16 protein-coding genes are annotated in these 19,581 nt (G+C 49.2%); 2 read left to right on the top strand and 14 right to left on the bottom strand.

The window, feature by feature from the left end; all coding sequences use genetic code 11:
- Positions 1-102: 102 nt before the first annotated feature.
- Both HP401_RS10430 and HP401_RS10435 read right to left on the bottom strand, forming a co-directional pair.
- Positions 103-1,980, bottom strand: a complete 1,878-nt coding sequence (locus HP401_RS10430; RefSeq protein ID WP_173604955.1) for a bifunctional metallophosphatase/5'-nucleotidase — start codon at positions 1,978-1,980, stop codon at positions 103-105.
- Positions 1,981-2,068: 88 nt separating this feature from the next.
- Positions 2,069-2,860, bottom strand: coding sequence for an alpha/beta fold hydrolase (locus HP401_RS10435; protein WP_173604956.1), 792 nt, complete (start codon positions 2,858-2,860; stop codon positions 2,069-2,071).
- Between the two features lie 110 nt (positions 2,861-2,970).
- Here HP401_RS10435 and HP401_RS10440 point away from each other — a divergent pair, with 110 nt between their 5' ends.
- Positions 2,971-3,648: an alpha/beta family hydrolase gene (locus HP401_RS10440; protein ID WP_173604957.1), complete on the top strand. Its 678-nt coding sequence runs from the start codon at positions 2,971-2,973 to the stop codon at positions 3,646-3,648.
- Between the two features lie 53 nt (positions 3,649-3,701).
- Here the strand turns inward: HP401_RS10440 and HP401_RS10445 are convergent, their stop codons facing one another.
- From HP401_RS10445 to hemA, 7 genes are all read right to left on the bottom strand, one after another.
- On the bottom strand, positions 3,702-4,178 hold the full coding sequence (locus HP401_RS10445) for a GyrI-like domain-containing protein (RefSeq protein ID WP_173604958.1): 477 nt from the start codon (positions 4,176-4,178) through the stop codon (positions 3,702-3,704).
- 120 nt (positions 4,179-4,298) lie between these two features.
- Positions 4,299-5,588 (bottom strand): glutamate-1-semialdehyde 2,1-aminomutase, encoded by a 1,290-nt coding sequence (hemL, locus tag HP401_RS10450; protein ID WP_142495654.1) that lies wholly within the window; start codon positions 5,586-5,588, stop codon positions 4,299-4,301.
- A gap of 7 nt (positions 5,589-5,595) precedes the next feature.
- Positions 5,596-6,570: a porphobilinogen synthase gene (gene hemB, locus HP401_RS10455; protein ID WP_064200736.1), complete on the bottom strand. Its 975-nt coding sequence runs from the start codon at positions 6,568-6,570 to the stop codon at positions 5,596-5,598.
- On the bottom strand, positions 6,554-7,366 hold the full coding sequence (locus HP401_RS10460) for a uroporphyrinogen-III synthase (protein ID WP_173604959.1): 813 nt from the start codon (positions 7,364-7,366) through the stop codon (positions 6,554-6,556). Before HP401_RS10460 ends, hemB begins: the two co-directional genes overlap by 17 nt.
- Positions 7,363-8,292, bottom strand: a complete 930-nt coding sequence (gene hemC, locus HP401_RS10465; RefSeq protein WP_142495652.1) for a hydroxymethylbilane synthase — start codon at positions 8,290-8,292, stop codon at positions 7,363-7,365. The genes HP401_RS10460 and hemC overlap by 4 nt, the downstream gene beginning before the upstream one ends.
- Positions 8,293-8,316: 24 nt before the next feature.
- Positions 8,317-9,135 carry a cytochrome C assembly family protein gene (locus HP401_RS10470; protein ID WP_012685522.1) on the bottom strand — a complete coding sequence of 273 codons (819 nt, stop codon included), beginning with the start codon at positions 9,133-9,135 and terminating at the stop codon, positions 8,317-8,319.
- Between the two features lie 66 nt (positions 9,136-9,201).
- Entirely contained in the window at positions 9,202-10,566 is a 1,365-nt protein-coding gene (gene hemA, locus HP401_RS10475; RefSeq protein WP_173604960.1) for a glutamyl-tRNA reductase, read from the bottom strand.
- 233 nt (positions 10,567-10,799) lie between these two features.
- On the opposite strand from hemA, the gene HP401_RS10480 reads away from it, so the two are divergent.
- Positions 10,800-11,741 carry a DMT family transporter gene (locus HP401_RS10480; protein ID WP_305852427.1) on the top strand — a complete coding sequence of 314 codons (942 nt, stop codon included), beginning with the start codon at positions 10,800-10,802 and terminating at the stop codon, positions 11,739-11,741.
- Positions 11,742-11,789: 48 nt separating this feature from the next.
- On the opposite strand, the gene HP401_RS10485 is transcribed toward HP401_RS10480, so the two are convergent.
- The 5 genes from HP401_RS10485 to clpX all read right to left on the bottom strand — a co-directional run bounded on the left by HP401_RS10485 (position 11,790) and on the right by clpX (position 19,574).
- The gene (locus HP401_RS10485) at positions 11,790-13,142 is read right to left on the bottom strand and encodes a protein O-GlcNAcase (RefSeq protein WP_173604961.1); all 1,353 of its coding nucleotides are present in this window, start codon (positions 13,140-13,142) and stop codon (positions 11,790-11,792) included.
- Between the two features lie 39 nt (positions 13,143-13,181).
- Complete coding sequence (yihA, locus tag HP401_RS10490; RefSeq protein WP_012685518.1) at positions 13,182-13,829, bottom strand: ribosome biogenesis GTP-binding protein YihA/YsxC; 648 nt, start codon at positions 13,827-13,829, stop codon at positions 13,182-13,184.
- Positions 13,826-16,165, bottom strand: a complete 2,340-nt coding sequence (lon, locus tag HP401_RS10495) for an endopeptidase La (RefSeq protein WP_173604962.1) — start codon at positions 16,163-16,165, stop codon at positions 13,826-13,828. Before lon ends, yihA begins: the two co-directional genes overlap by 4 nt.
- 248 nt (positions 16,166-16,413) lie before the next feature.
- Positions 16,414-18,111 (bottom strand): ATP-dependent protease LonB, encoded by a 1,698-nt coding sequence (gene lonB / locus HP401_RS10500; protein WP_173604963.1) that lies wholly within the window; start codon positions 18,109-18,111, stop codon positions 16,414-16,416.
- Between the two features lie 197 nt (positions 18,112-18,308).
- A complete protein-coding gene (clpX, locus tag HP401_RS10505) occupies positions 18,309-19,574 on the bottom strand; it encodes an ATP-dependent protease ATP-binding subunit ClpX (RefSeq protein ID WP_012685515.1) in 1,266 nt (421 codons plus the stop codon).
- Positions 19,575-19,581: the final 7 nt, after the last annotated feature.

The raw sequence follows: 19,581 nt of genomic DNA on the forward strand, positions 1-19,581 counted from the left end.
TCACCCATGTAAAAGCTTACCAAATAGCTACTCTATATTGCAAGGTACTTCATAATAAAAGACGGACAGGGAGGTTTTTCTCCACCCCTGTCCGGTCAAACCTTATTTTTTCACTTCAACAATGCGGTCTTCTACTTTTGGATTGACAGTTTTACGCTTGACCAGACCTTCCTCCACAATGCTGTACATGGACAGGCCTGTGTTGAAGAATGGCTTTTTCAACGATTCGTAACCATCTCCACCTGCTGCCAGGAAGTCGATCGTTGCCAATTTATACGTTTTCGTCAGGTCAAGCGGCTTGTCGCCAACTTTTACTTCTACTACGCGCTCACCAGCTGGCTTGGACGGGTTGTACGTGAAGCTCATGCCGCTCACTTGCGGGAAGCGTCCCGCTCCCTCTTCTACCTTGCTCACGCCGTTTTCGAGGGCTTGCTTCAGCTCTTCGCCTGTTACTTCTACGACTGCCAGTGTATTGTTCTCGAATGGCAGCAGCGTGTACAGACCTTTTTTCGTGATATCGCCGGCTGGCAGCTGTGTACGAATTCCACCGCCGTTCGCCAGTGCTACATCTGCCTCATAGCCTTTGATGGACTTCGTGCGCTCCAGCATGATATCTGTGATCAGGTTACCAACGTTTGTTTCTTTCGTACGTACCAGTGCACGGTCACCATCGAGTGGCACTTCGGATTTCGCAATGACAACATTCATAACCGTATCGATCTTGCTCACGATCTCTTTAACCATCTTATCTACATCTGGATCAGCCACAACTGCTTCATCGTACTCTTTCAAACCGCCGCTGAATGCTACCAGTTCTTTTCCGAGGTAGTAGAGGTCAGCGCGTCCGAGAGACTTGCCGTACTCCCAGTCTTGTACGATGTATGTGCCGTTTACGAGTTCAGGTTCTTTCAGCGGAGTATGGGAGTGACCACCAACGATCAGGTCAATGCCAGGAACGTTTTTCGCGATTTCACGGTCTACGTTCACGCCGATATGGGAAACAACAATCACGTGATCTGCTTCTTTTTTCAGCTCAGGTACAAGTGCTTTTGCCACTTCTACCGGGTTTTTGAATGTCAGCCCTTTTACGTTGTCAGGGTGAGTCAATACAGGTGTGTCTTCCGCTACGAAACCAACAAAGGCGAATTTCTTCCCGCCAATCTCTGCTTTGAAAACAGGTGGCAGCAATTCTTTTCCATCTGACTTGAATACGTTAGCAGAGATAACTGGATGCTCGAGCATGTCACGCAGCTTGAGCAATTGCTCATAACCGAAGTCAAACTCGTGGTTACCTGCAGCCATTACGTTGTAGTCAAGGCTGTTGAGGATCGGAACAACAGATTCGCCTTTGAATTGGTTCACGAAAACGGTACCTTGGAAGGTATCACCAGCGTCCAAGAGCAAGAAGTTTTCGTTCTCTGCACGCCATTCCTTGAGCAAGGTTGCGATTTTAGCAAAGCCGAATTCTTTTTGGTTCTTGTCTTCTTGAATATGGCCGTGTGTATCGTTGGTATGGGCAATCGTTACGTGTGTGGTAGCCGCATCACCCAATGCTTGGAAAAATTCACCGCGCGTGACAGTCGCCTTGTTGTCGAGCTTCACTTTGTAGCCCAGTTTGTCAGCCATTTGTGTTAGCTTCGCAGATGTTACCGCTTGCGCATGGTTTTTATAGTCGTCTTGTGAGAGAGCACCTTTGCTCTTTGCCCAGTCGAAGTAAGGGGTAGACCAGTGAGCACCTTTAGCGGCAGCTCCCATTTTTGCCTCTTTCAATTTGGAGAAAACAACCGTAGCTTCTGCGAGAGTCACAGCACGATCTAAAGCAAGATCGCCATTTTGACCCGCTGATACAATTGCCTTTTTCACCATCCAGTCAACGTGCTGTACGGGATGCAAGGGTGCTGCAAATGCTGAGGAAGACATCAGCGATGCAAATACGATAGATGCAAACGCCGTCATCGTAATCCGACGTGCCTTTTTCATGATAATTTCCCCTCTCGTCTATGTATAAATAAATAGGATAACGTTTTCATTATAGCAAAATCTGCTAGGACTATGGTGTGATATTTGTTTAGTTTCTGTTTAGAAAGCTCTTGAAGGCTTCAGCCATTTTCTCTGGTGATTCAACCATGCCCATATGCCCAGCATCAGGCAACAGCACTTGTTCGACGTTATTTTTATCTACTGTAAAAGTTTTTTCAGTAGGAATGATTTGGTCCTCTGTTCCTGCGACTAATAGCACAGGTAATGTCGTTTCTTGCAGCACATGATTGCGATCCGCTCGATCACGCATAGCGATTAATGTTTGGACGGCTCCAACCGGGCTCGTTGCAAAGCCAATTTCTTTTGCCAGCTGGACTTCTTCTCTCATCGTGTCGATATGGGAAGGTGCGAACAGCTTCGGTACGAGGGCTTTGATAAACGGCTCCATTCCATTTTGGCGGATGTTGTCTGCGCCTTTATCCCGATTGGCTTTGGCAGCGTCGTCATCCGGATAAGGCGTCGAATGGACCAAACCAAAGCTCGCCAGCTTGTCCGCGTATTGATTGGCAAATGCCAAGGTCACATAGCCACCGAGTGAATGTCCAAACAGATGAATCTTCGCTAAACCAAGCTCCTCTACAAGCAAAGCCAGATCGTCTGCAAAGCGCTCGATCGAATACGGTTCATCAGGCGCCGAGCTGTCTCCATGACCACGCAAATCGATTGCAATAACACGATGCGTTTTAGACAAGAGCGGCACTAGCTTATGCCAGTAAGCTGAGCTCCCGCAAAAACCGTGGATCAAAACAAGCGAATCCCCCGTTCCTTCTTCTACATAGGCTATTTTGATGCCGTTACTTAGTTGGACTTCCTTTTTCATCGGTCATTCTCCTTTATTGTTTGTTTACTTCTTGTCAAGAAGTGCTACTGACCCTTAGGATTGGAAAATAACCCTTGTTCCAAAGAACATGAAAGAGGTGCAGCTAGTAGATGGTATACCCAAAAACAGGTTCCGTGATCGCCAGGGACGGCAGAGAACTGACGTACACGCACATTCAGGCAAATCAGACGCCATCTCGCTCCGTCTGTTTTTTCTTTCCCGGAGCCAGCTATTCGTTCGACAGGCCTTATCTGTATTATTCTACCATGCTTTTTTTGAACAAACAGATCGATCTGGTCCATGTACATGCAAATTACGGACTAGAAAATACGGATTTGTGGAATCGCTCATTCGGTGAACGAAGTGCTTGGATCAGCGAGGAGATGCAAACCGTTGTTTCACGTGTGCTGGATGTTCACGAGTATGAACGAGTTTTCTTCCTCGGGAAGTCACTCGGTACGGTGCCGATAACATGCGGATTGCTCAAGGAATCTCGTTTTGCCCGTTCATCGGCTATCCTGTTGACTCCATTGCTGACTGAGGATGTGTTCCATACGGAATTGCTGAATCTTACCCAACAAGTATTCCTCGTCTCAGGTACTGCCGATCATTACTACAACCAGGGTGTGGTTGATCAGCTTGCCACATCCAAACCGAACATCCAGCTCCATCTCCCGCAAAACGCCAAGCACTCCCTCGATGTTGATCTCTGCGTCGATGATTCCCTTCAAGTGCTTCAGTCTGTCATGGGTGAACTGGCAAGCTTCTTGGACAAGCAAATGGATTGACATTAAAAACAACACCTCTTGCTCGTACAAAGTAGGTGTTGTTTTCTTGTTTTTTACCGAAGCGGGATAAAAATTTCATACGCATTGCCGGCGCGAGCAGACTCATGCACAGAGGGAACGTACCGCTGGTCGTAGCGCTCCATGCGAAGAGCTTGCTCGTCCACTTGATGGCCATTCTCGTTGAGCCAGCCAAACAGACTGTGGTATGTGTTTTGGACCTGTTCCATCGGTCCTGTGTGAGTAAAACGAGCGTATGTCTTCGCTGGGATGGTGAACCCCATCATGCCCTCAGGGATATGCTCAAAACGCTCTACCTCCACCACAATGTACTCGGTATACATTTGGTACGTCCGATTCTCGTCGCTGATGTCGTAACGTACATCTGGTGAAATCGCGAGAGGAATCTCAGCCTGACGCTTCAAAAAAGTCTCCCATAGTTTGGGCATGTATTCGACAAGCATCGGAAAAGAACCGGAGAAGCTAAGCCCAATCAGATGTTTTTGTGGTACGTGAACAATCGTCCCTTCCATCTCTCCACCTCATTCATCGGCATTTTCCTTCGTATTTTGACAGGAGATAGGAAAATCCTGCTAAAAGTCAAAAAAAGCACCTCCCGCATCAGCAAGGAAGTGCTTTCTTCTTTTCATTCTTTATTCAAACGCTTTTTTCATCGCTTGGTAGCTTGCTTCAATCGTCCGTTCGATATCTTCATCCGTATGAGCCAAAGAAACGAACATACCCTCAAACTGGGACGGCGGGATCATGACGCCTTCCTCCAGCAGATAGCTAAAGTATGCTGAGAAACGCTCCAGATCGGATGTTTTCGCTGTTTCATAGTTGATCACCGGCGTCTCTGTGAAGAACAGGCAAACCATGGAGCCTACGCGATTGAGCGTGTGCGGAATACCTAATTTCTTAGCATTGTCAGCCAAGCCTTCAGCCAAACGGGCGGACATCTTCTCCAAGCGCTCGTAAGCACCTGGTTTGCTGAGCTCTTGCAAGGTAGTCAAACCAGCAGCCATCGCCAAAGGATTTCCTGACAGCGTCCCTGCCTGATAGATTGGCCCTGCTGGAGCCACTTGCTGCATGATCTCCCGTTTGCCGCCGTATGCACCTACTGGCAAGCCACCGCCGATGACTTTTCCCATCGTTGTCAAATCAGGAGTAATGCCGTACAGCTCTTGTGCACCGCCCAATGCTACACGGAAGCCAGTCATGACCTCATCAAAAATGAGCAGTGTCCCATGTTTCTCCGTAATTTCACGCAGCCCTTCGAGGAAGCCTGGCTGTGGAGGAACAACCCCCATGTTGCCGCCGATTGGCTCTACAATAACTGCTGCCAGATCATCGCCAAACGCTTCAAATGCCAGTTTGACGCTTTCCAGATCATTGTAAGGAACCGTAATCGTGTTGTGTGCTGTTCCTTCTGGTACGCCTGGGCTGTCTGGAAGTCCTAATGTAGCCACACCGGAACCAGCTTTAATCAACAGGCTATCGGCATGACCGTGGTAGCAGCCTTCGAACTTCATGATTTTGTTGCGTCGGGTATAGCCACGCGCGAGGCGCAGAGCGCTCATCGTCGCCTCTGTACCGGAGTTCACCATGCGCACGACTTCGACAGATGGCACGATCTCACAAACGAGCTTTGCCATTTCTGTTTCCCGCTCAGTCGGTGCACCAAAGCTGGTTCCAAGCGCAGCTACTTCCGTAATCGCTGCAAGGACACGCGGGTGCGCATGACCCAAGATCAACGGACCCCACGAGCCGATGTAGTCAATGTAGCTGTTTCCATCTACATCAAAAATGCGGGAGCCTTCTCCTTTTTCGATGTAAACAGGATTGCCTCCCACGCTTTTAAAGGCACGAACCGGACTGTTTACTCCGCCTGGTATGTAATGTTGTGCTTCTGCAAATAACTGAGTAGATTTTTCTCTATTCATCTCGTGCTCACCTCGCCAGCCATTTTGCAACATCTTTTGCGTGGTACGTAATGATCATATCTGCACCTGCGCGCTTGAAGCCAACCAATGTTTCCATAACGATACGCTCTTCATCGATCCAGCCATTTAAAGCTGCCGCTTTTACCATGGAATACTCGGCACTCACATTGTAAGCCACGATCGGCAGGTTGAAGTTCTCACGCAGACGAAGAACCATGTCCATGAAGGCAAGACCTGGCTTGACGATCAAGAAGTCCGCGCCTTCTTTTACATCGGAAGCTGCCTCGCGCAGACCTTCACGTGCATTGGCCGCGTCCATTTGGTAGCTTTTTCGATCGCCGAATTGTGGAGTGGAGCCTGCCGCATCGCGGAACGGCCCGTAGAAGGCAGAAGCGTATTTCACCGCATAGGACATGATCGGAATGTGCTCAAAACCAGCCTCGTCCAAAGCTTCACGGATTGCAATCACGAAACCGTCCATCATATTGGAAGGTGCAATAATATCTGCTCCAGCTTTTGCTTGGGAAACGGCAGTCTGACCCAAAAGCTTCAAGGTTTCATCATTCACAACTTCACCTTCGTGAATGACACCACAGTGACCATGATCGGTGTATTCACACAGGCATGTATCTGCAATCACGATCATTTCCGGATGGGCTTCCTTGATCAGACGCATCGCCTGCTGGGTAATCGCATCATCATTGTACGCCTCTGTTCCGCATGCGTCTTTATGTGTTGGTACCCCAAACATCAGGACAGCTTGAATTCCCAGAGCTACGATTTCCTTCATCTCTTCGGCCAGCGTGTCCAAGGAAAGCTGATACACGCCTGGCATGGACGGAATCTCGTTCTTAATACCGGTTCCTTCCACTACGAACAACGGATAAATCAAGTCTTCCACCCGTACGTGGTTCTCCCGCACCAGATTGCGCATAGCCGCGCTTTTGCGAAGGCGGCGATGACGGTCAAATGTTTGTGCCATGTCGATTCCCTCCCAGATTCTCTATGATAGCTGCTAGTAATCCTTCCACGGTGTACTCACTTGCTACTGCATGAACAGAAAGTCCGTTTTGCTTTGCTGTATCTGCCGTTATCGGTCCGATACAGGCTATCTGAACGTGCTTGAGCCAGTCTAACGATGCATAGGGCTCCATCGCTGCCATGAAATGCGTCACCGTTGAAGAGCTGGTAAACAAGATGATATCAATGAGACCTTGCTGTAGTTTTTCCGCTGCTTCTGGAGCGTGCTCTGCATCAATGACAGTGTGATACACGTCTACCTCTGTCACAGCAAGCCCCAAGCGAGCCAACTCCTTTGGCAATGCCTTGCGCGCAATATCTGCACGAGGCAGCAGAACGCGCTGATCAGGGAGCAATTGATCATACAAACTCGACAGCAAGCCCTCCGCGACGTAATCAGACGGGATGACAGCTACTTCGAGCCCGTGATGCTCAAGCGCCTTGGCCGTTTTCGGACCGACCGCAGCAATTTTGCCAGTGAAACCTTCAAGGCCAACCCCGACCTCGCGCATGCGCTCCAAGAAGAAGCGCACGCCATTCACACTCGTGAAGACCACCCAGTCGTATGTTGGCAACTGGGTGATGGCTTCGTCGAGCTTGGCAGTGTCCGTCGGCGGCATCATTTTTAGCAGGGGAAATGCGTATGCTTCTCCACCCAACCGCTCGATCTGTTCAACGAGCTCGCGAACTTGACTTCTTGCCCGGGTGACCATGATGCACTTGCCAGTCAGCGGCTTGTGCGATCCGTGGACAATCATTGCTCATTCTCCCGCAATACTTCCGCAAGTACGTCTCCCGCTCCTTGCGCCAGAAGTGCTTCTGCTACTTGAATACCCAGCGCTAACGGATCCTGGCCAGTCGCCGTGTTTTTGAACATTTGCTTCCCATCTGGGGAGCCAACCATTCCGGTCAACGTAATTTCATTGTTCTCTCCAACTGTCGCATATGCGCCAATCGGCACCTGACAGCCCCCTTGGAGCTTGTGCAGGAAGCTCCGCTCTGCCGTTACCGCCAAACGCGTCGGTGCGTCATCAAACTGCTTCAAGAGAGCGAGTGTCTCCTCATCGTCAGCTCGGCATTCGATGGCAAGCGCACCTTGACCGACTGCTGGCAAGCTGATTTCAACAGGCAGGAACTGCGAGATTTCCCCTTCAAAATTCACGCGCTCAAGTCCAGCCGCAGCAAGGATGATCGCATCAAAATTTCCTTCCGCAAGCTTACGCATGCGGGTATCAATATTTCCACGCAAAGATTCGATTTGAATATCAGGGCGATATGCGAGAATCTGTGAAGAACGGCGCAAGCTACTGGTCCCTACCAAAGCGCCTTGTGGTAATTCATCCAACGTCTTGCCGTCCTTGGAAAGCAGGACATCTCGAGGATCAACACGCTTCGGAATCGCGCCGATTACCAAGCCCTCTGGCAATTCAGCAGGCATATCCTTCAAGCTGTGTACCGCAAAATCGGTTTCCTTATCGAACAAGGATTGCTCGATTTCTTTGACAAACAATCCTTTTCCGCCAACTTTGGACAAGGTCACATCGAGGATTCGATCGCCTTTCGTCACGATTTCATGCAATTCAAAATCAGCCTCAGGTGCGAACCCCTTCAGTTTATCAACGACCCAATTCGTTTGAGTGAGCGCCAATTTGCTGCGACGCGTTCCCACTTTCCATTTTCCCATGACAGCCTCCTTGATGAACAGCTCCTACCACCAGTCGTGAAATGTAGAAGTAGTGAAGCCTAAAAAATTGATAAGCAGTAACAAAAACGCCACGACGTTCCACTGCGCGAGTCTGCGCATCTGCATCGTATCCCGATAGCGCTGATACAGCCACAGCGAATAGATCGCAACAACGAGCACGGAGAGCACTACTTTTGAATCTAGCAGAAATTTCTCCGGCAAAACCATTTTACCCCAAATAATCCCTAATACAATCGAGAGCAAGAGCATCGGTACACCCAGCATGTTCATTCGGTACGCGTAGCCTTCCAATTGATCGAGGCTAGGCAAACGCCTGAGCAACGGTGACCACCGTCTTCCCTTGAGCATTTTGTGCTGGAGCAAGTACATGGCCGAGAAAATCATCGAGAGCGAGAACGCCCCGTAGCTGAACATGGCCAGTGTCACATGCGTCAGCAATAGTTCAGAGGTCAAAATGCTCGATACAGCCTCAATCGGCGTTTCCGGTAAAAACATTGACATGACTAGCACGACAAACCCGATAATATTAGTAAAAAAAACCAGCAAATCAATCCGAAAAAAATAGTGAATGGCAAGCGACAAGCCTACCAGCACCCATGAATAAAAAAAGAGCGTCTCAAACAGCGTAATGACTGGAAAATACCCCTTCATGACTGCTTGCGAGACAAAAAATGCGGTTTGCAAGGCCCAAACGACAACAAGCAACCCGAAAGCCAGACGATTGACTTTCCGGTTGCTTTGCAAGAAGTCGTTAAAATAGAAGAGAACACTTGCAGCGTAGAGAAAGATCGTCAAGTCGTAGATCCATCTCACCTCGGCCATGCACTCTCTCCCCCACTTTCCCAATCGGTTTCTAACAGTAGCAGATAGATTGATTGTCAGGTCAGCTTAGTCAGGGAACCGGGAAACCAATACTTGCTCCCGAGAAGAAGATGTCTGTTTATTTTTATCGTTAGCCCAGATTGCTTCCTGTTCTTTTCGCTCCAGGATCTCCTCCAACGCAAACATTTTCTCGAAAATATCCAGTACTTCTTCCCCATCTTTGGTAGCTGCCATTTCTTTTAAACGCACGACCGGATCGTGCAACAGTTGATTGACAATGCCCTTGGTTGTCTTGCGGATGATGTGCATCTCCCGCTCAGACAGGCTCGGCAGCTTGTTTTCGATTTTTCGCATCGCTTCGCTTTGGATCGTGTTTGCCTTGTCACGCAGTGCAGCGATCAATGGCGCCACGCCAAGCGTCTGGTACCAGGTCGTAAATGCCACGATCTCTTCTTGAATCATGACATCCAGCCGTTCCGCTTCACGAGAACGTTCCGCAACGTTACTCGCAACGATGCCTTCCAGATCGTCAATATCATATAAAAATACGTTATCAAGATCATGCAAGTCAGGATTCAGGTCGCGAGGAACTGCGATATCCACCATGAACAACGGACGATGCTTTCGTTGTTTCATGATCGGAGCCAGTTCTTTTTTACCGAGGACATAACCTGTCGCTCCGGTCGAGCTGATGACGATGTCTGCTGTGAGCAGTGCCTCAGGCAGCTGCTCCATCGTACAGGAGTCACCCTTGAACTTCTCTGCCAAAAGCTGCGCTCGCTCCAATGTACGATTGGCAACCATGACGCGTTCCGATCCATTTGCGTGCAGATGCTTGGCGGTCAGCTCGCTCATTTTGCCCGCTCCGACGATCAGGACAGACTTCCCTGCAAAGGAACCGAAGATCTTTTTCCCCAGTTCGACAGCAGCGTAGCTAACAGAAACCGCATTTTGTCCAATCGCTGTCTCTGTATGGGCACGCTTGGCAAACGTGATCGCTTGCTTGAACAAGGTGTTGAAGACAGTCCCTGTCGTTTGATGCTCCTGCCCCAATAGGAACGCATCCCGGACTTGTCCGAGGATTTGTGTTTCTCCCATTACCATCGAATCAAGACCGGAAGAGACGCGGAACAAGTGCTCGATTGCCTGTTCGTTCTCTTTTATATAGAGATGATCCTTAAATTGTTCTTTCTCCACGCCGAACCATTCAGCCAAAAAACGGCGGGTATAGTCTCGGCCTATATTTGCCTGGTCGCAAACGACGTAAATTTCCGTCCGGTTGCACGTCCCCAGGATGATACATTCTGCGATACTCTTCGTCTGGGAGAGTAGATGAAGAGCGCGTGCTGTCCCATCGTCGCTGAATGTAAATTTTTCGCGAATTTCGACAGGAGCTGTTTTATAGTTTAAACCCAGCAAAAGAATATCCATAATGTCCTCCCAGAATAACAAACCTGTTAGCGGCATATGTAAAATGCACTATTATTATATCATTATGTCCCGAATCGGATAGGAGTAATTGTGAAAAGTTTTTTAACGGAGCGCACTTTGCGTATCTCCTATATAATCCGCTTGCGTTCCTTCCGGGAATCCCTTATGATTTCGCCTATACATGAAAACCGAAGAAAAATTGTGAAAATGTCAGAAAGGAGAGGAAAGAAGCTTTGAGAAAACCTTGGATGGCAGACATAACGCTGCTCCTCGTCGCAGTTATCTGGGGAACTACGTTTTTGATCGTACAGCAGGCAATCGCATCGCTGCCTCCCAATACGTTTAACGCTGTTCGTTTTACCATTGCTGCGTTATTTTTATTGATCATCTATTTCATCCGCAATCGTCATCGTGGGCAAACCTCTGAATGGAGAGGGCCACTACTTCGTGCAGGCGTCATTCTCGGCTTTTGGCTCTGTCTGGGATACGCCTTACAGACCGTAGGACTATTGTATACTTCGCCGTCCAAAGCTGGCTTTATCACTGGATTAGCCGTCGTATTGGTGCCGCTCTTCTCGTTTTTGCTCTTACGTGAGCGCGTCAAGCCTTTCGCTATCTTCGGTGTGATTCTGGCAGCATTCGGCTTGTATTTGCTAACGCAGAACCAGTCATTCTCCTTTAATCTCGGTGATGCTCTGATCTTCGTCGCTGCCATCTGCTTCGCCATGCAAATCGTCTTTACCGGTAAATACGCACCTCGTTTTGCAGCATTGCCCCTTGCCATCACGCAATTAGGCACAGTAGCTGTAATGAGCTGGCTGTACGCCTTTTTCTTTGAGGATTGGAGTCGTGCTTTTGATCCGGCGATTTTGTTCATACCCGAGGTGGCCTTTGGTTTGATCGTCACTTCTATTTTTGCCACGGCACTGGCCTTTCTCGCGCAAACGGCCTTGCAAAAGCAAACCAGCTCGACGCGGGTCGCTCTCATTTTCGCTTTGGAGCCCGTATTTGCTGCAGTCACCTCCTACGTCTTTATTCATGAAATATTAAGTGGAAGACAGTTAACCGGATGTCTCCTGATTTTCACCGGCATGATTCTCGCTGAGCTGCCGATTCAAGAATGGGTGCGGAATTTCCGTCAGAGAAAGCCAAATGACGGTCGTGAATCCGCCTGATGCGAAAAGCAAAAAAGTTCCTTCTCCCCTGCGGGATTAGGAACTTTTTTATGAACTCTTCTTAACCTCTAGCATGACGGCATCCACAAAAAGCTGCATAACAGGTCCACACACTTCTTGCGGGTAACGCTCCGTTCGTTTGAGCCACTGTTTGAGGCGGAGCAAGTGATAGACTGCTTGTGGCAGTCGCCCTCTTGTCCCATGATCGATGAGCGCGACTGCCGACAGACCGACTTTGGTCCACAGATGGAACTTCTCCACCCACGGCCTCGTTTCTTCTGCAAGCTTCTCATTCGCCATTCCTGCCAACAGCTTGTTTGCCGCTGCCTCCATCTTCTGAAAAAGAGCCGTCAAGTCCGAAATGGCCTTTTGTCGATCTCCTTCCAAGAAATGAAAGCGGAAGGTCAGGATCGCTTCTAGCAATCGCGGCGATTCCACCTCGCATAAAAACGAGCTTTGCACGTTATTCGCAAAGGTGAAGAAAGCATCCGCATCCTTTTGTCCCGCTACTTCCTCGACCGCTTGTTTCCATACCGTCTCAGGGTCGTAGCCGATCGGATCTCGCAAATAGGCTGCCGTCGTAATCAAAGGAATCTTCGAGCATTCTGGTCTAGACATCGCATTCGCCACATAGCCTGCTGCGTATTGCCACAGGTCAGGGTCACGGTGACGCAATGGACCGATATGTAGTTCGTTCGCCATGGCCAAATCATTCACCGGGTAGTTGTCCCAATAAAATGGCTGATGACCGGTGTACTCTTGAAAGCGAATCGCATCACCGTCCGTCAGGTAAGGCGAGCAGACGAATCGTCCCGTCCAGAACAAATCGATTTCTGGCGGCAAATGCTTGCCGAGGTACATGATATACGCTTCTTTTCCTATCCCGTTGTATTGTGTAGGACAGACAACCAGCTTAACTGGATCGCCCCAGCTACGTATCAAATCCCACACATAAAGCGTCGTATGGGCATGCGCCTCCGCCAAATGGGCAAACTCGGCTACATCTTTCTCATGCAACAGGTGCATGGGGATATCATCGAACAATAGCGCAAAATAACGCACACCGCGATCATACAAATCCCGATACTTCTTACCTAACAGCTCCAAGTGCTGACGATTCGTATATTCCATGCTAAGTCCGGGACCCAGACAATAAATAAACTGCATGTTGTGAGTCTTTGCCCGCTGAATCAGCTCATCTAACTGTTGATTGGCTTTCACAGGAAGCGGCTCCATCCAGCGTTCCCTCAGATACTCGTCATCTTTGGGAGCGTAGAAATACGCATTGTAATCATATCGGTGTAAAAAGTCGATCATATCCAGCCGCTCTTCATGTGTCCAAGGTGTTCCGTAGAAGCCTTCGATCACACCACGTACAGCAAAGCAAGCACTCCCGCTCACTTAGATGCTCCCTTCCCCACGACGAATTGGGTCTAAGAATTACTCACTGGCTGGAGCAATCTCTTCTGCCCTGGCAGCCGTCTCCCTTGCCATTTCCTCACCAGCACGGATACGACGCATGATTTCTGCCCACAGCTCATCCTTGCCTTGACCTGTCTCCGAGGAAAATACAATGATTGTATCATCCCCGCGCAAATTCAGGCTTTGACGGATGATCTTTGTATGCTGTAGCCAACGCCCGCGAGCGATTTTATCACCTTTCGTCGCTACGACTACGGTAGGGAGCCCGATTTGCTTGCACCAATCGTACATCGCAATATCGTCTTTACTCGGAGCATGGCGAATATCGACCAGTTGAATAATGAAGCGAAGCTCATTCCGGTTTTTCAAATAACCCTCGATCATTTTTCCCCATTGTTCCTTGATCGTCTTCGCTACCTTTGCATACCCATAACCCGGGAAGTCAACGAAGTAGAGCATTTGATTGACACGGAAATAGTTCAATGTCTGGGTTTTACCCGGACGAGAACTAATCCGGGCAAGCCCTTTGCGGTTCATCATTTTATTGAGCAACGATGATTTTCCTACGTTAGAGCGTCCTACCAGCGCGATCTCATGGAGGCCATCTGTCGGATACTGCTTCGGTCCAACCGCACTGATAATAAACTCTGATGATGTTACTTTCATGCTTTGTCACCTACTGGCTGTTTAGTTAGCGCGTGACGCAGCACTTCATCTAAATGGTCAACTGGATAGAATGTCAGTTCACCGCGTACGCTCTCCGGGATATCCTCGATATCCTTCTCGTTGTCTTTTGGCAAAATAATCGTGGTTAAACCTGCGCGATGAGCGGACATGCACTTTTCTTTCAGCCCGCCAATTGGCAGTACCCGACCTCGCAAGGTAATCTCCCCGGTCATCCCCACCTCTTTTTTCACAGGGATTTTCGTGAGGGCGGATACGAGTGCGGTTGCCATCGTAATCCCAGCAGACGGACCGTCTTTTGGAATCGCCCCTTCCGGAAAGTGGATGTGGATGTCGTTCTTCTCGTGGAAGGCAGGATCGATTCCCCACTGTTCTGCACGGGAGCGAATATAGCTGAATGCAGCCTGCGCAGATTCCTTCATGACGTCACCCAGTTTCCCTGTCAGGGTGAGCTTTCCTTTTCCAGGCAAAATGCTGACTTCTACATTCAGCGTATCTCCGCCTGCTTGTGTCCAAGCCAGACCCGTAACAGAGCCGACTTGATCTTTTATCTCCGCCAGACCGTAGCGGTAGCGCGGTTTGCCGAGCAGCGTCTCCAACGTCTTGACCGTAACCACAACACGCTTTTTCTCACCGCCCACAATCAGCTTGGCAGCTTTGCGGCATACGTTTGCTGCTTCGCGATTGAGGTTTCGAACTCCCGCTTCCCGCGTGTACAAACGAACAAGCTTCAGCATCGCATCGTCGTTCATCTTCAGCTTATCTTTGCCAAGACCGTGATCCTGCATTTGCTTCGGCAAGAGGTAATCACGCAAAATGTTCAGCTTTTCCAGTTCGGTATAGCTGGAAATCGAGATGACCTCCATCCGGTCCAAGAGCGGACGCGGAATCGTATCGAGACTGTTTGCGGTCGTAATAAACATGACGTTCGTCAAATCATAGGTCTCTTCGATATAGTGATCACTGAATTTATCATTTTGGTTTGGATCTAGCACTTCAAGTAGGGCAGACGCAGGGTCTCCGCGGAAGTCGGACGCGAGCTTGTCGATCTCATCCAGCAAAAAGACAGGATTAACCGTGCCAGCTTGCTTCATTCCTTGGATGATTCGTCCTGGTAGAGCTCCTACATACGTACGGCGGTGACCGCGAATTTCTGCTTCATCGCGCACTCCCCCCAAGGAAATGCGAACAAATTCACGCCCGATTGCACGCGCTACGGAACGGGCCAGAGATGTTTTCCCGACACCCGGAGGACCAACCAGACAAAGGATCGGTCCACGCATGGAGTTTACCAACTTTTGTACTGCCAAATACTCCAAGACGCGCTCTTTTGGTTTATCCAAGCCGTAATGATCTTCATCGAGAACTTGCTGTGCATGATGAATATCCAGATTGTCTTCTGTCGTCTTCGTCCACGGTAGCGCAAACAAGGTATCGATATATGTGCGAATGACTGAGCCTTCCGCAGAAGTCGCCGGCATCTTTTCCAGACGCTCGAGCTCCTTCTCGATCTTCGCTTTGATCCGTTCAGGAGCGTCCGATTTTTCGAGCCCGGCACGTAGCTCATCTACTTCACCTTGGCGGCCATCCTTGTCGCCCAGCTCTTTTTGGATAGCTTTCATTTGTTCACGCAGGTAGTATTCCTTTTGCGTGCGCTCCATCTGTTTCTTCACGCGGTTGCCGATCTTGCGCTCCAGCTCAAGTACCTCGCGCTCGTTGTTCAAAATGGTCAAAAGAATTTCGAGACGTTCCTTGATGTTGGTCGTCTCCAGAATTTCTTGTTTGTCCTTCATCTTGAGTGGCAAATGGGAAGCAATGACATCGGCCAAACGTCCTGGTTCCTCAATATCCTGCACAGAGGTCAGTGCCTCTGGAGAAACCTTTTTGGACAGCTTGATGTACTGCTCAAAGTGGCCCAGCAAGGAACGCATTAAAGCTTCCACTTCATTTTTCTCTGTCTTTTCATCTTGCAAATATGTAATCGACACGACGAAATAATCTTCCTGCTGAAGATACTCCTCGATCTTCGCGCGTTGCAAGCCTTCTACCAAAACACGGATTGTCCCATTTGGCAGCTTCAGCATTTGTTTCACACGCGCAACAGTACCAATCCTGTAAATTTGCTCAGCATCTGGCTCTTCTATGTGGACCTCTTCTTGTGTCGCAAGCAAAATCTTGTTATCGTCTACCATGGCTTGCTCCAATGCGCGGATGGACTTTTCCCGTCCAACGTCCAAATGGAGTACCATTGTCGGATAAACAAGCAATCCTCGCAACGGGAGAAGCGGTAATTCTCGTTTACCGGAACGTTCGCCCAAGCGGATGCACCTCTCCTTGTTGATCTACCCTCTTACAAAGAGCCTTATAACAGACAAAAACGGCCCTCAAAGCCGTTTTTTAAACGCCCACCCGGCCCCAAAAAACGAGACAAAAAAGATCATACACAATCATTTTTTGTGGAGCTCGTTTCAGGCCGGGCAAGGCCTCTGGCTCTTTGCAAGCAGAAGCTTTTTTCCATTGTAGCGCAAACACAATCCGATGTCTAATTTGCGAGCATACCCGACTGTTACAGGGATAGCGGAGAGGAAGCGAGATCCTCTTCTGGGATTTGCAAAGTAAATCCCGTCGCCTCTTCTTCTTGCATGGTAGCTTGCGGTACAGCTAGCTCGATTACTTCAGAGACTGTAGACACCGGAATGACTTCGATCCCATTCATGTCCACAAAAATACTTTGCCAGTTTTCCTGTGGAATGAGGACTCTGGTCGCTCCCGCCTGTTTGGCAGCTTCCACCTTTGCCACTACACCCCCAACTGGCTTTACCTTCCCATGTATACTCACTTCGCCAGTCATCGCCAGTAAATTATCGACAGGCTGATTCACAATCGCCGAGTAGATCGCAGTGGCAATGGTAATGCCAGCAGAAGGCCCATCGACAGGGATGCCTCCCGGAAAATTGATATGCAGATCATAATCATACGGACGGACGCCCATTCTGCTCAAGACAGTCAAAACGTTTTCGATCGAGCCTTTTGCCATCGACTTTCGGCGAATCGTCCGGCTACGGCTGCCCATTTCCTCTTCCTCTGCCATTCCTGTCATCGCCATTCGACCTTGACCAGGAACAGCTGCGGGTGATGCCGTCACTTCAAGCTCCATCACACTGCCCATGTTCGGACCGTACACAGCAAGACCGTTGACCAAACCGACCTGCGGTGTATCATGCACCTGTTTTTCGGGGCGTGGCGATTTTTGACTGCTGTGCATTACCCATTCCACATCGGCAGCCTGGATGTCTTGGCGCTCTTCCGTCAAGGCAATTCCCGCGGCGATTTGCAAGGTATTGATCGCTTCACGTCCATTGGTCGCGTAGCGCTCGATCACTGAAACTGCGCTATCTTCTATATTCATATTCATTTTAGGCACGGCTGTACGCACGATACACCCAATTTCCCCAGCCTTTAATGGACGGAAAAAGATTTCCAGGCAACGGGAACGAAGCGCAGCAGGCAGTTCTTCTGGCAGCCTCGTCGTCGCTCCAACCAGACGAAAGTCGGCGGGCAAACCGTATTTGAAAACGTCATGAATATGCGAAGGAATTTGGTTGTTTTCCTCGCTGTAGTAAGCACTCTCCAGCATGACTTTACGGTCTTCGAGAACCTTCAGTAACTTATTCATCTGAATAGGATGAAGTTCCCCGATTTCATCAAGAAAAAGCATGCCACCGTGCGCTTTCGTCACAGCGCCTGGCTTTGGCTGCGGAATCCCTGCCTGCCCAAGCGAGCCTGCCCCTTGATAAATCGGATCATGTACGGAGCCAATTAACGGATCAGCAATCCCGCGCTCATCAAAGCGCGCAATCGTCGCATCGATTTCAATAAACTTGGCATCAGAAGAAAACGGCGATAGCTGATTTTTCTTCGCTTCTTCCAGTACGACCCTAGCCGCTGCGGTCTTGCCTACACCTGGTGGTCCATAAATAATGACATGCTGCGGGTTGGGACCGCACAAAGCGGCACGCAACGCACGAAGCCCATCTTCTTGTCCTACAATTTCTTCCAAAGTCGCCGGTCTTGTTCTCTCTGATAGAGGTTCTGTCAACGCAACCATTCTCATTTTCCGAATGGAATCAAGATCCTTGCGCGATTCCTTTTCGGTTGAGGTTTTCGTGTTTCTCTGCGCTCGCAGCAAGTTCCAAAAGTAGGTGCCGATCACGATACCAACAACCACTTCAATGACAGCAATGACCAATGTCGTATAGTCCATATGCAGTCCCTCCCATGCGTCTTCGCTTGCGGTCAGCTTTTGTCCTCCCAAGAGAGAGGAGCACGTTCATGACCGTATTGTGCATATGTAAAGCTTCTCTTGAACGATATCAAGTAGTATTGCCCCGCAAGCGTAGACGTAAACCACCAACAAAAAAACCACCTCGCTGATAACGAGATGGTTTTTGTAGACAATGCTTAGGCTGTTTCTTCGTGCAATTCCTGTCCTTCTTTGGTCAACAGTTGCGGCTTCACTTTGTCGCGTACCGTTTCTTCGGTAATGACACACTTGTTGACGTCTTCTCTGGAAGGAAGCTCATACATCATATCGAGCATGATTTGTTCGATAATCGCACGCAGTCCGCGAGCACCAGTGTTGCGCTTAATCGCTTCTTTCGCGATTTGCAGCAGCGCACCGTTATCGAACTCCAGCTCAACACCGTCGAGACTCAGCAGTTTTTGGTACTGTTTCACCAAAGAATTTTTCGGCTCTGTCAGGATACGCACGAGCGTCTCCTCATCCAGCGGCTCCAAAGTAGCCAGCACTGGCAAACGACCAACGAACTCCGGAATCAGACCAAATTTCAGCAGGTCTTCCGGCAAAATGTATTTCAGGTATTCTCCGGCTTTCAGATCGCCTTTTACGCCATCGCCGAAGTCTGCACCGAAACCGATGACTTTTTTACCCAAACGACGCTTGATAATCTGCTCGACGCCATCAAATGCACCGCCACAGATGAACAAAATGTTCGACGTGTCGATTTGGATGAACTCTTGGTGAGGATGCTTGCGTCCGCCTTGTGGTGGAACACTCGCAACGGTACCCTCCAAAATTTTCAAGAGCGCTTGCTGAACGCCTTCACCAGATACATCACGCGTGATGGATGGGTTTTCCGATTTGCGGGCTACCTTATCAATCTCGTCGATGTAAATGATTCCTTTTTCAGCCTTCTCCACATCATAGTCAGCAGCTTGAATGAGCTTGAGCAAGATGTTTTCAACGTCTTCGCCCACATAACCTGCTTCTGTCAGAGAAGTTGCGTCCGCAATCGCGAAAGGTACATTCAGAATGCGCGCCAATGTCTGCGCGAGCAACGTTTTTCCGCTACCAGTCGGACCGATCAGCATGATGTTGGATTTTTGCAGCTCCACATCCTCGATCTTCGCCCCGGAATTAATCCGTTTGTAGTGGTTGTACACCGCTACAGACAAGGATTTCTTCGCCATATCTTGACCGATGACATAGTCGTCCAAGATTTTGCGAATTTCCACTGGCTTTGGAATTTCTTTCATATCGATTTCTTCTTCAGTGCCCAGTTCTTCCTGTACAATTTCATTGCACAGTTCGATACATTCGTCACAAATGTAAACACCAGGACCAGCTACCAGCTTGCGCACCTGTTCCTGGGACTTGCCGCAGAAGGAACACTTCAGTTGGCCTTTGTCGTCGTTAAACTTAAACATGCGCTTC

It is taken from the genome of Brevibacillus sp. HB2.2 (genome assembly GCF_013284275.1).
In the GTDB taxonomy this organism is placed as follows: Bacteria; Bacillota; Bacilli; order Brevibacillales; family Brevibacillaceae; genus Brevibacillus; species Brevibacillus brevis_D.

Bases quoted from the DNA above. Each gene is read 5' to 3' on its own strand.
- HP401_RS10430 (WP_173604955.1), bottom strand. From the start codon at position 1,980: ATGAAAAAGGCACGTCGGATTACGATGACGGCGTTTGCATCTATCGTA.
- HP401_RS10435 (WP_173604956.1), bottom strand. From the start codon at position 2,860: ATGAAAAAGGAAGTCCAACTAAGTAACGGCATCAAAATAGCCTATGTA.
- HP401_RS10440 (WP_173604957.1), top strand. From the start codon at position 2,971: ATGGTATACCCAAAAACAGGTTCCGTGATCGCCAGGGACGGCAGAGAA.
- HP401_RS10445 (WP_173604958.1), bottom strand. From the start codon at position 4,178: ATGGAAGGGACGATTGTTCACGTACCACAAAAACATCTGATTGGGCTT.
- hemL (WP_142495654.1), bottom strand. From the start codon at position 5,588: ATGAATAGAGAAAAATCTACTCAGTTATTTGCAGAAGCACAACATTAC.
- hemB (WP_064200736.1), bottom strand. From the start codon at position 6,570: ATGGCACAAACATTTGACCGTCATCGCCGCCTTCGCAAAAGCGCGGCT.
- HP401_RS10460 (WP_173604959.1), bottom strand. From the start codon at position 7,366: ATGATTGTCCACGGATCGCACAAGCCGCTGACTGGCAAGTGCATCATG.
- hemC (WP_142495652.1), bottom strand. From the start codon at position 8,292: ATGGGAAAATGGAAAGTGGGAACGCGTCGCAGCAAATTGGCGCTCACT.
- HP401_RS10470 (WP_012685522.1), bottom strand. From the start codon at position 9,135: ATGGCCGAGGTGAGATGGATCTACGACTTGACGATCTTTCTCTACGCT.
- hemA (WP_173604960.1), bottom strand. From the start codon at position 10,566: ATGGATATTCTTTTGCTGGGTTTAAACTATAAAACAGCTCCTGTCGAA.
- yihA (WP_012685518.1), bottom strand. From the start codon at position 13,829: ATGAAAGTAACATCATCAGAGTTTATTATCAGTGCGGTTGGACCGAAG.
- lonB (WP_173604963.1), bottom strand. From the start codon at position 18,111: ATGGACTATACGACATTGGTCATTGCTGTCATTGAAGTGGTTGTTGGT.
- clpX (WP_012685515.1), bottom strand. From the start codon at position 19,574: ATGTTTAAGTTTAACGACGACAAAGGCCAACTGAAGTGTTCCTTCTGC.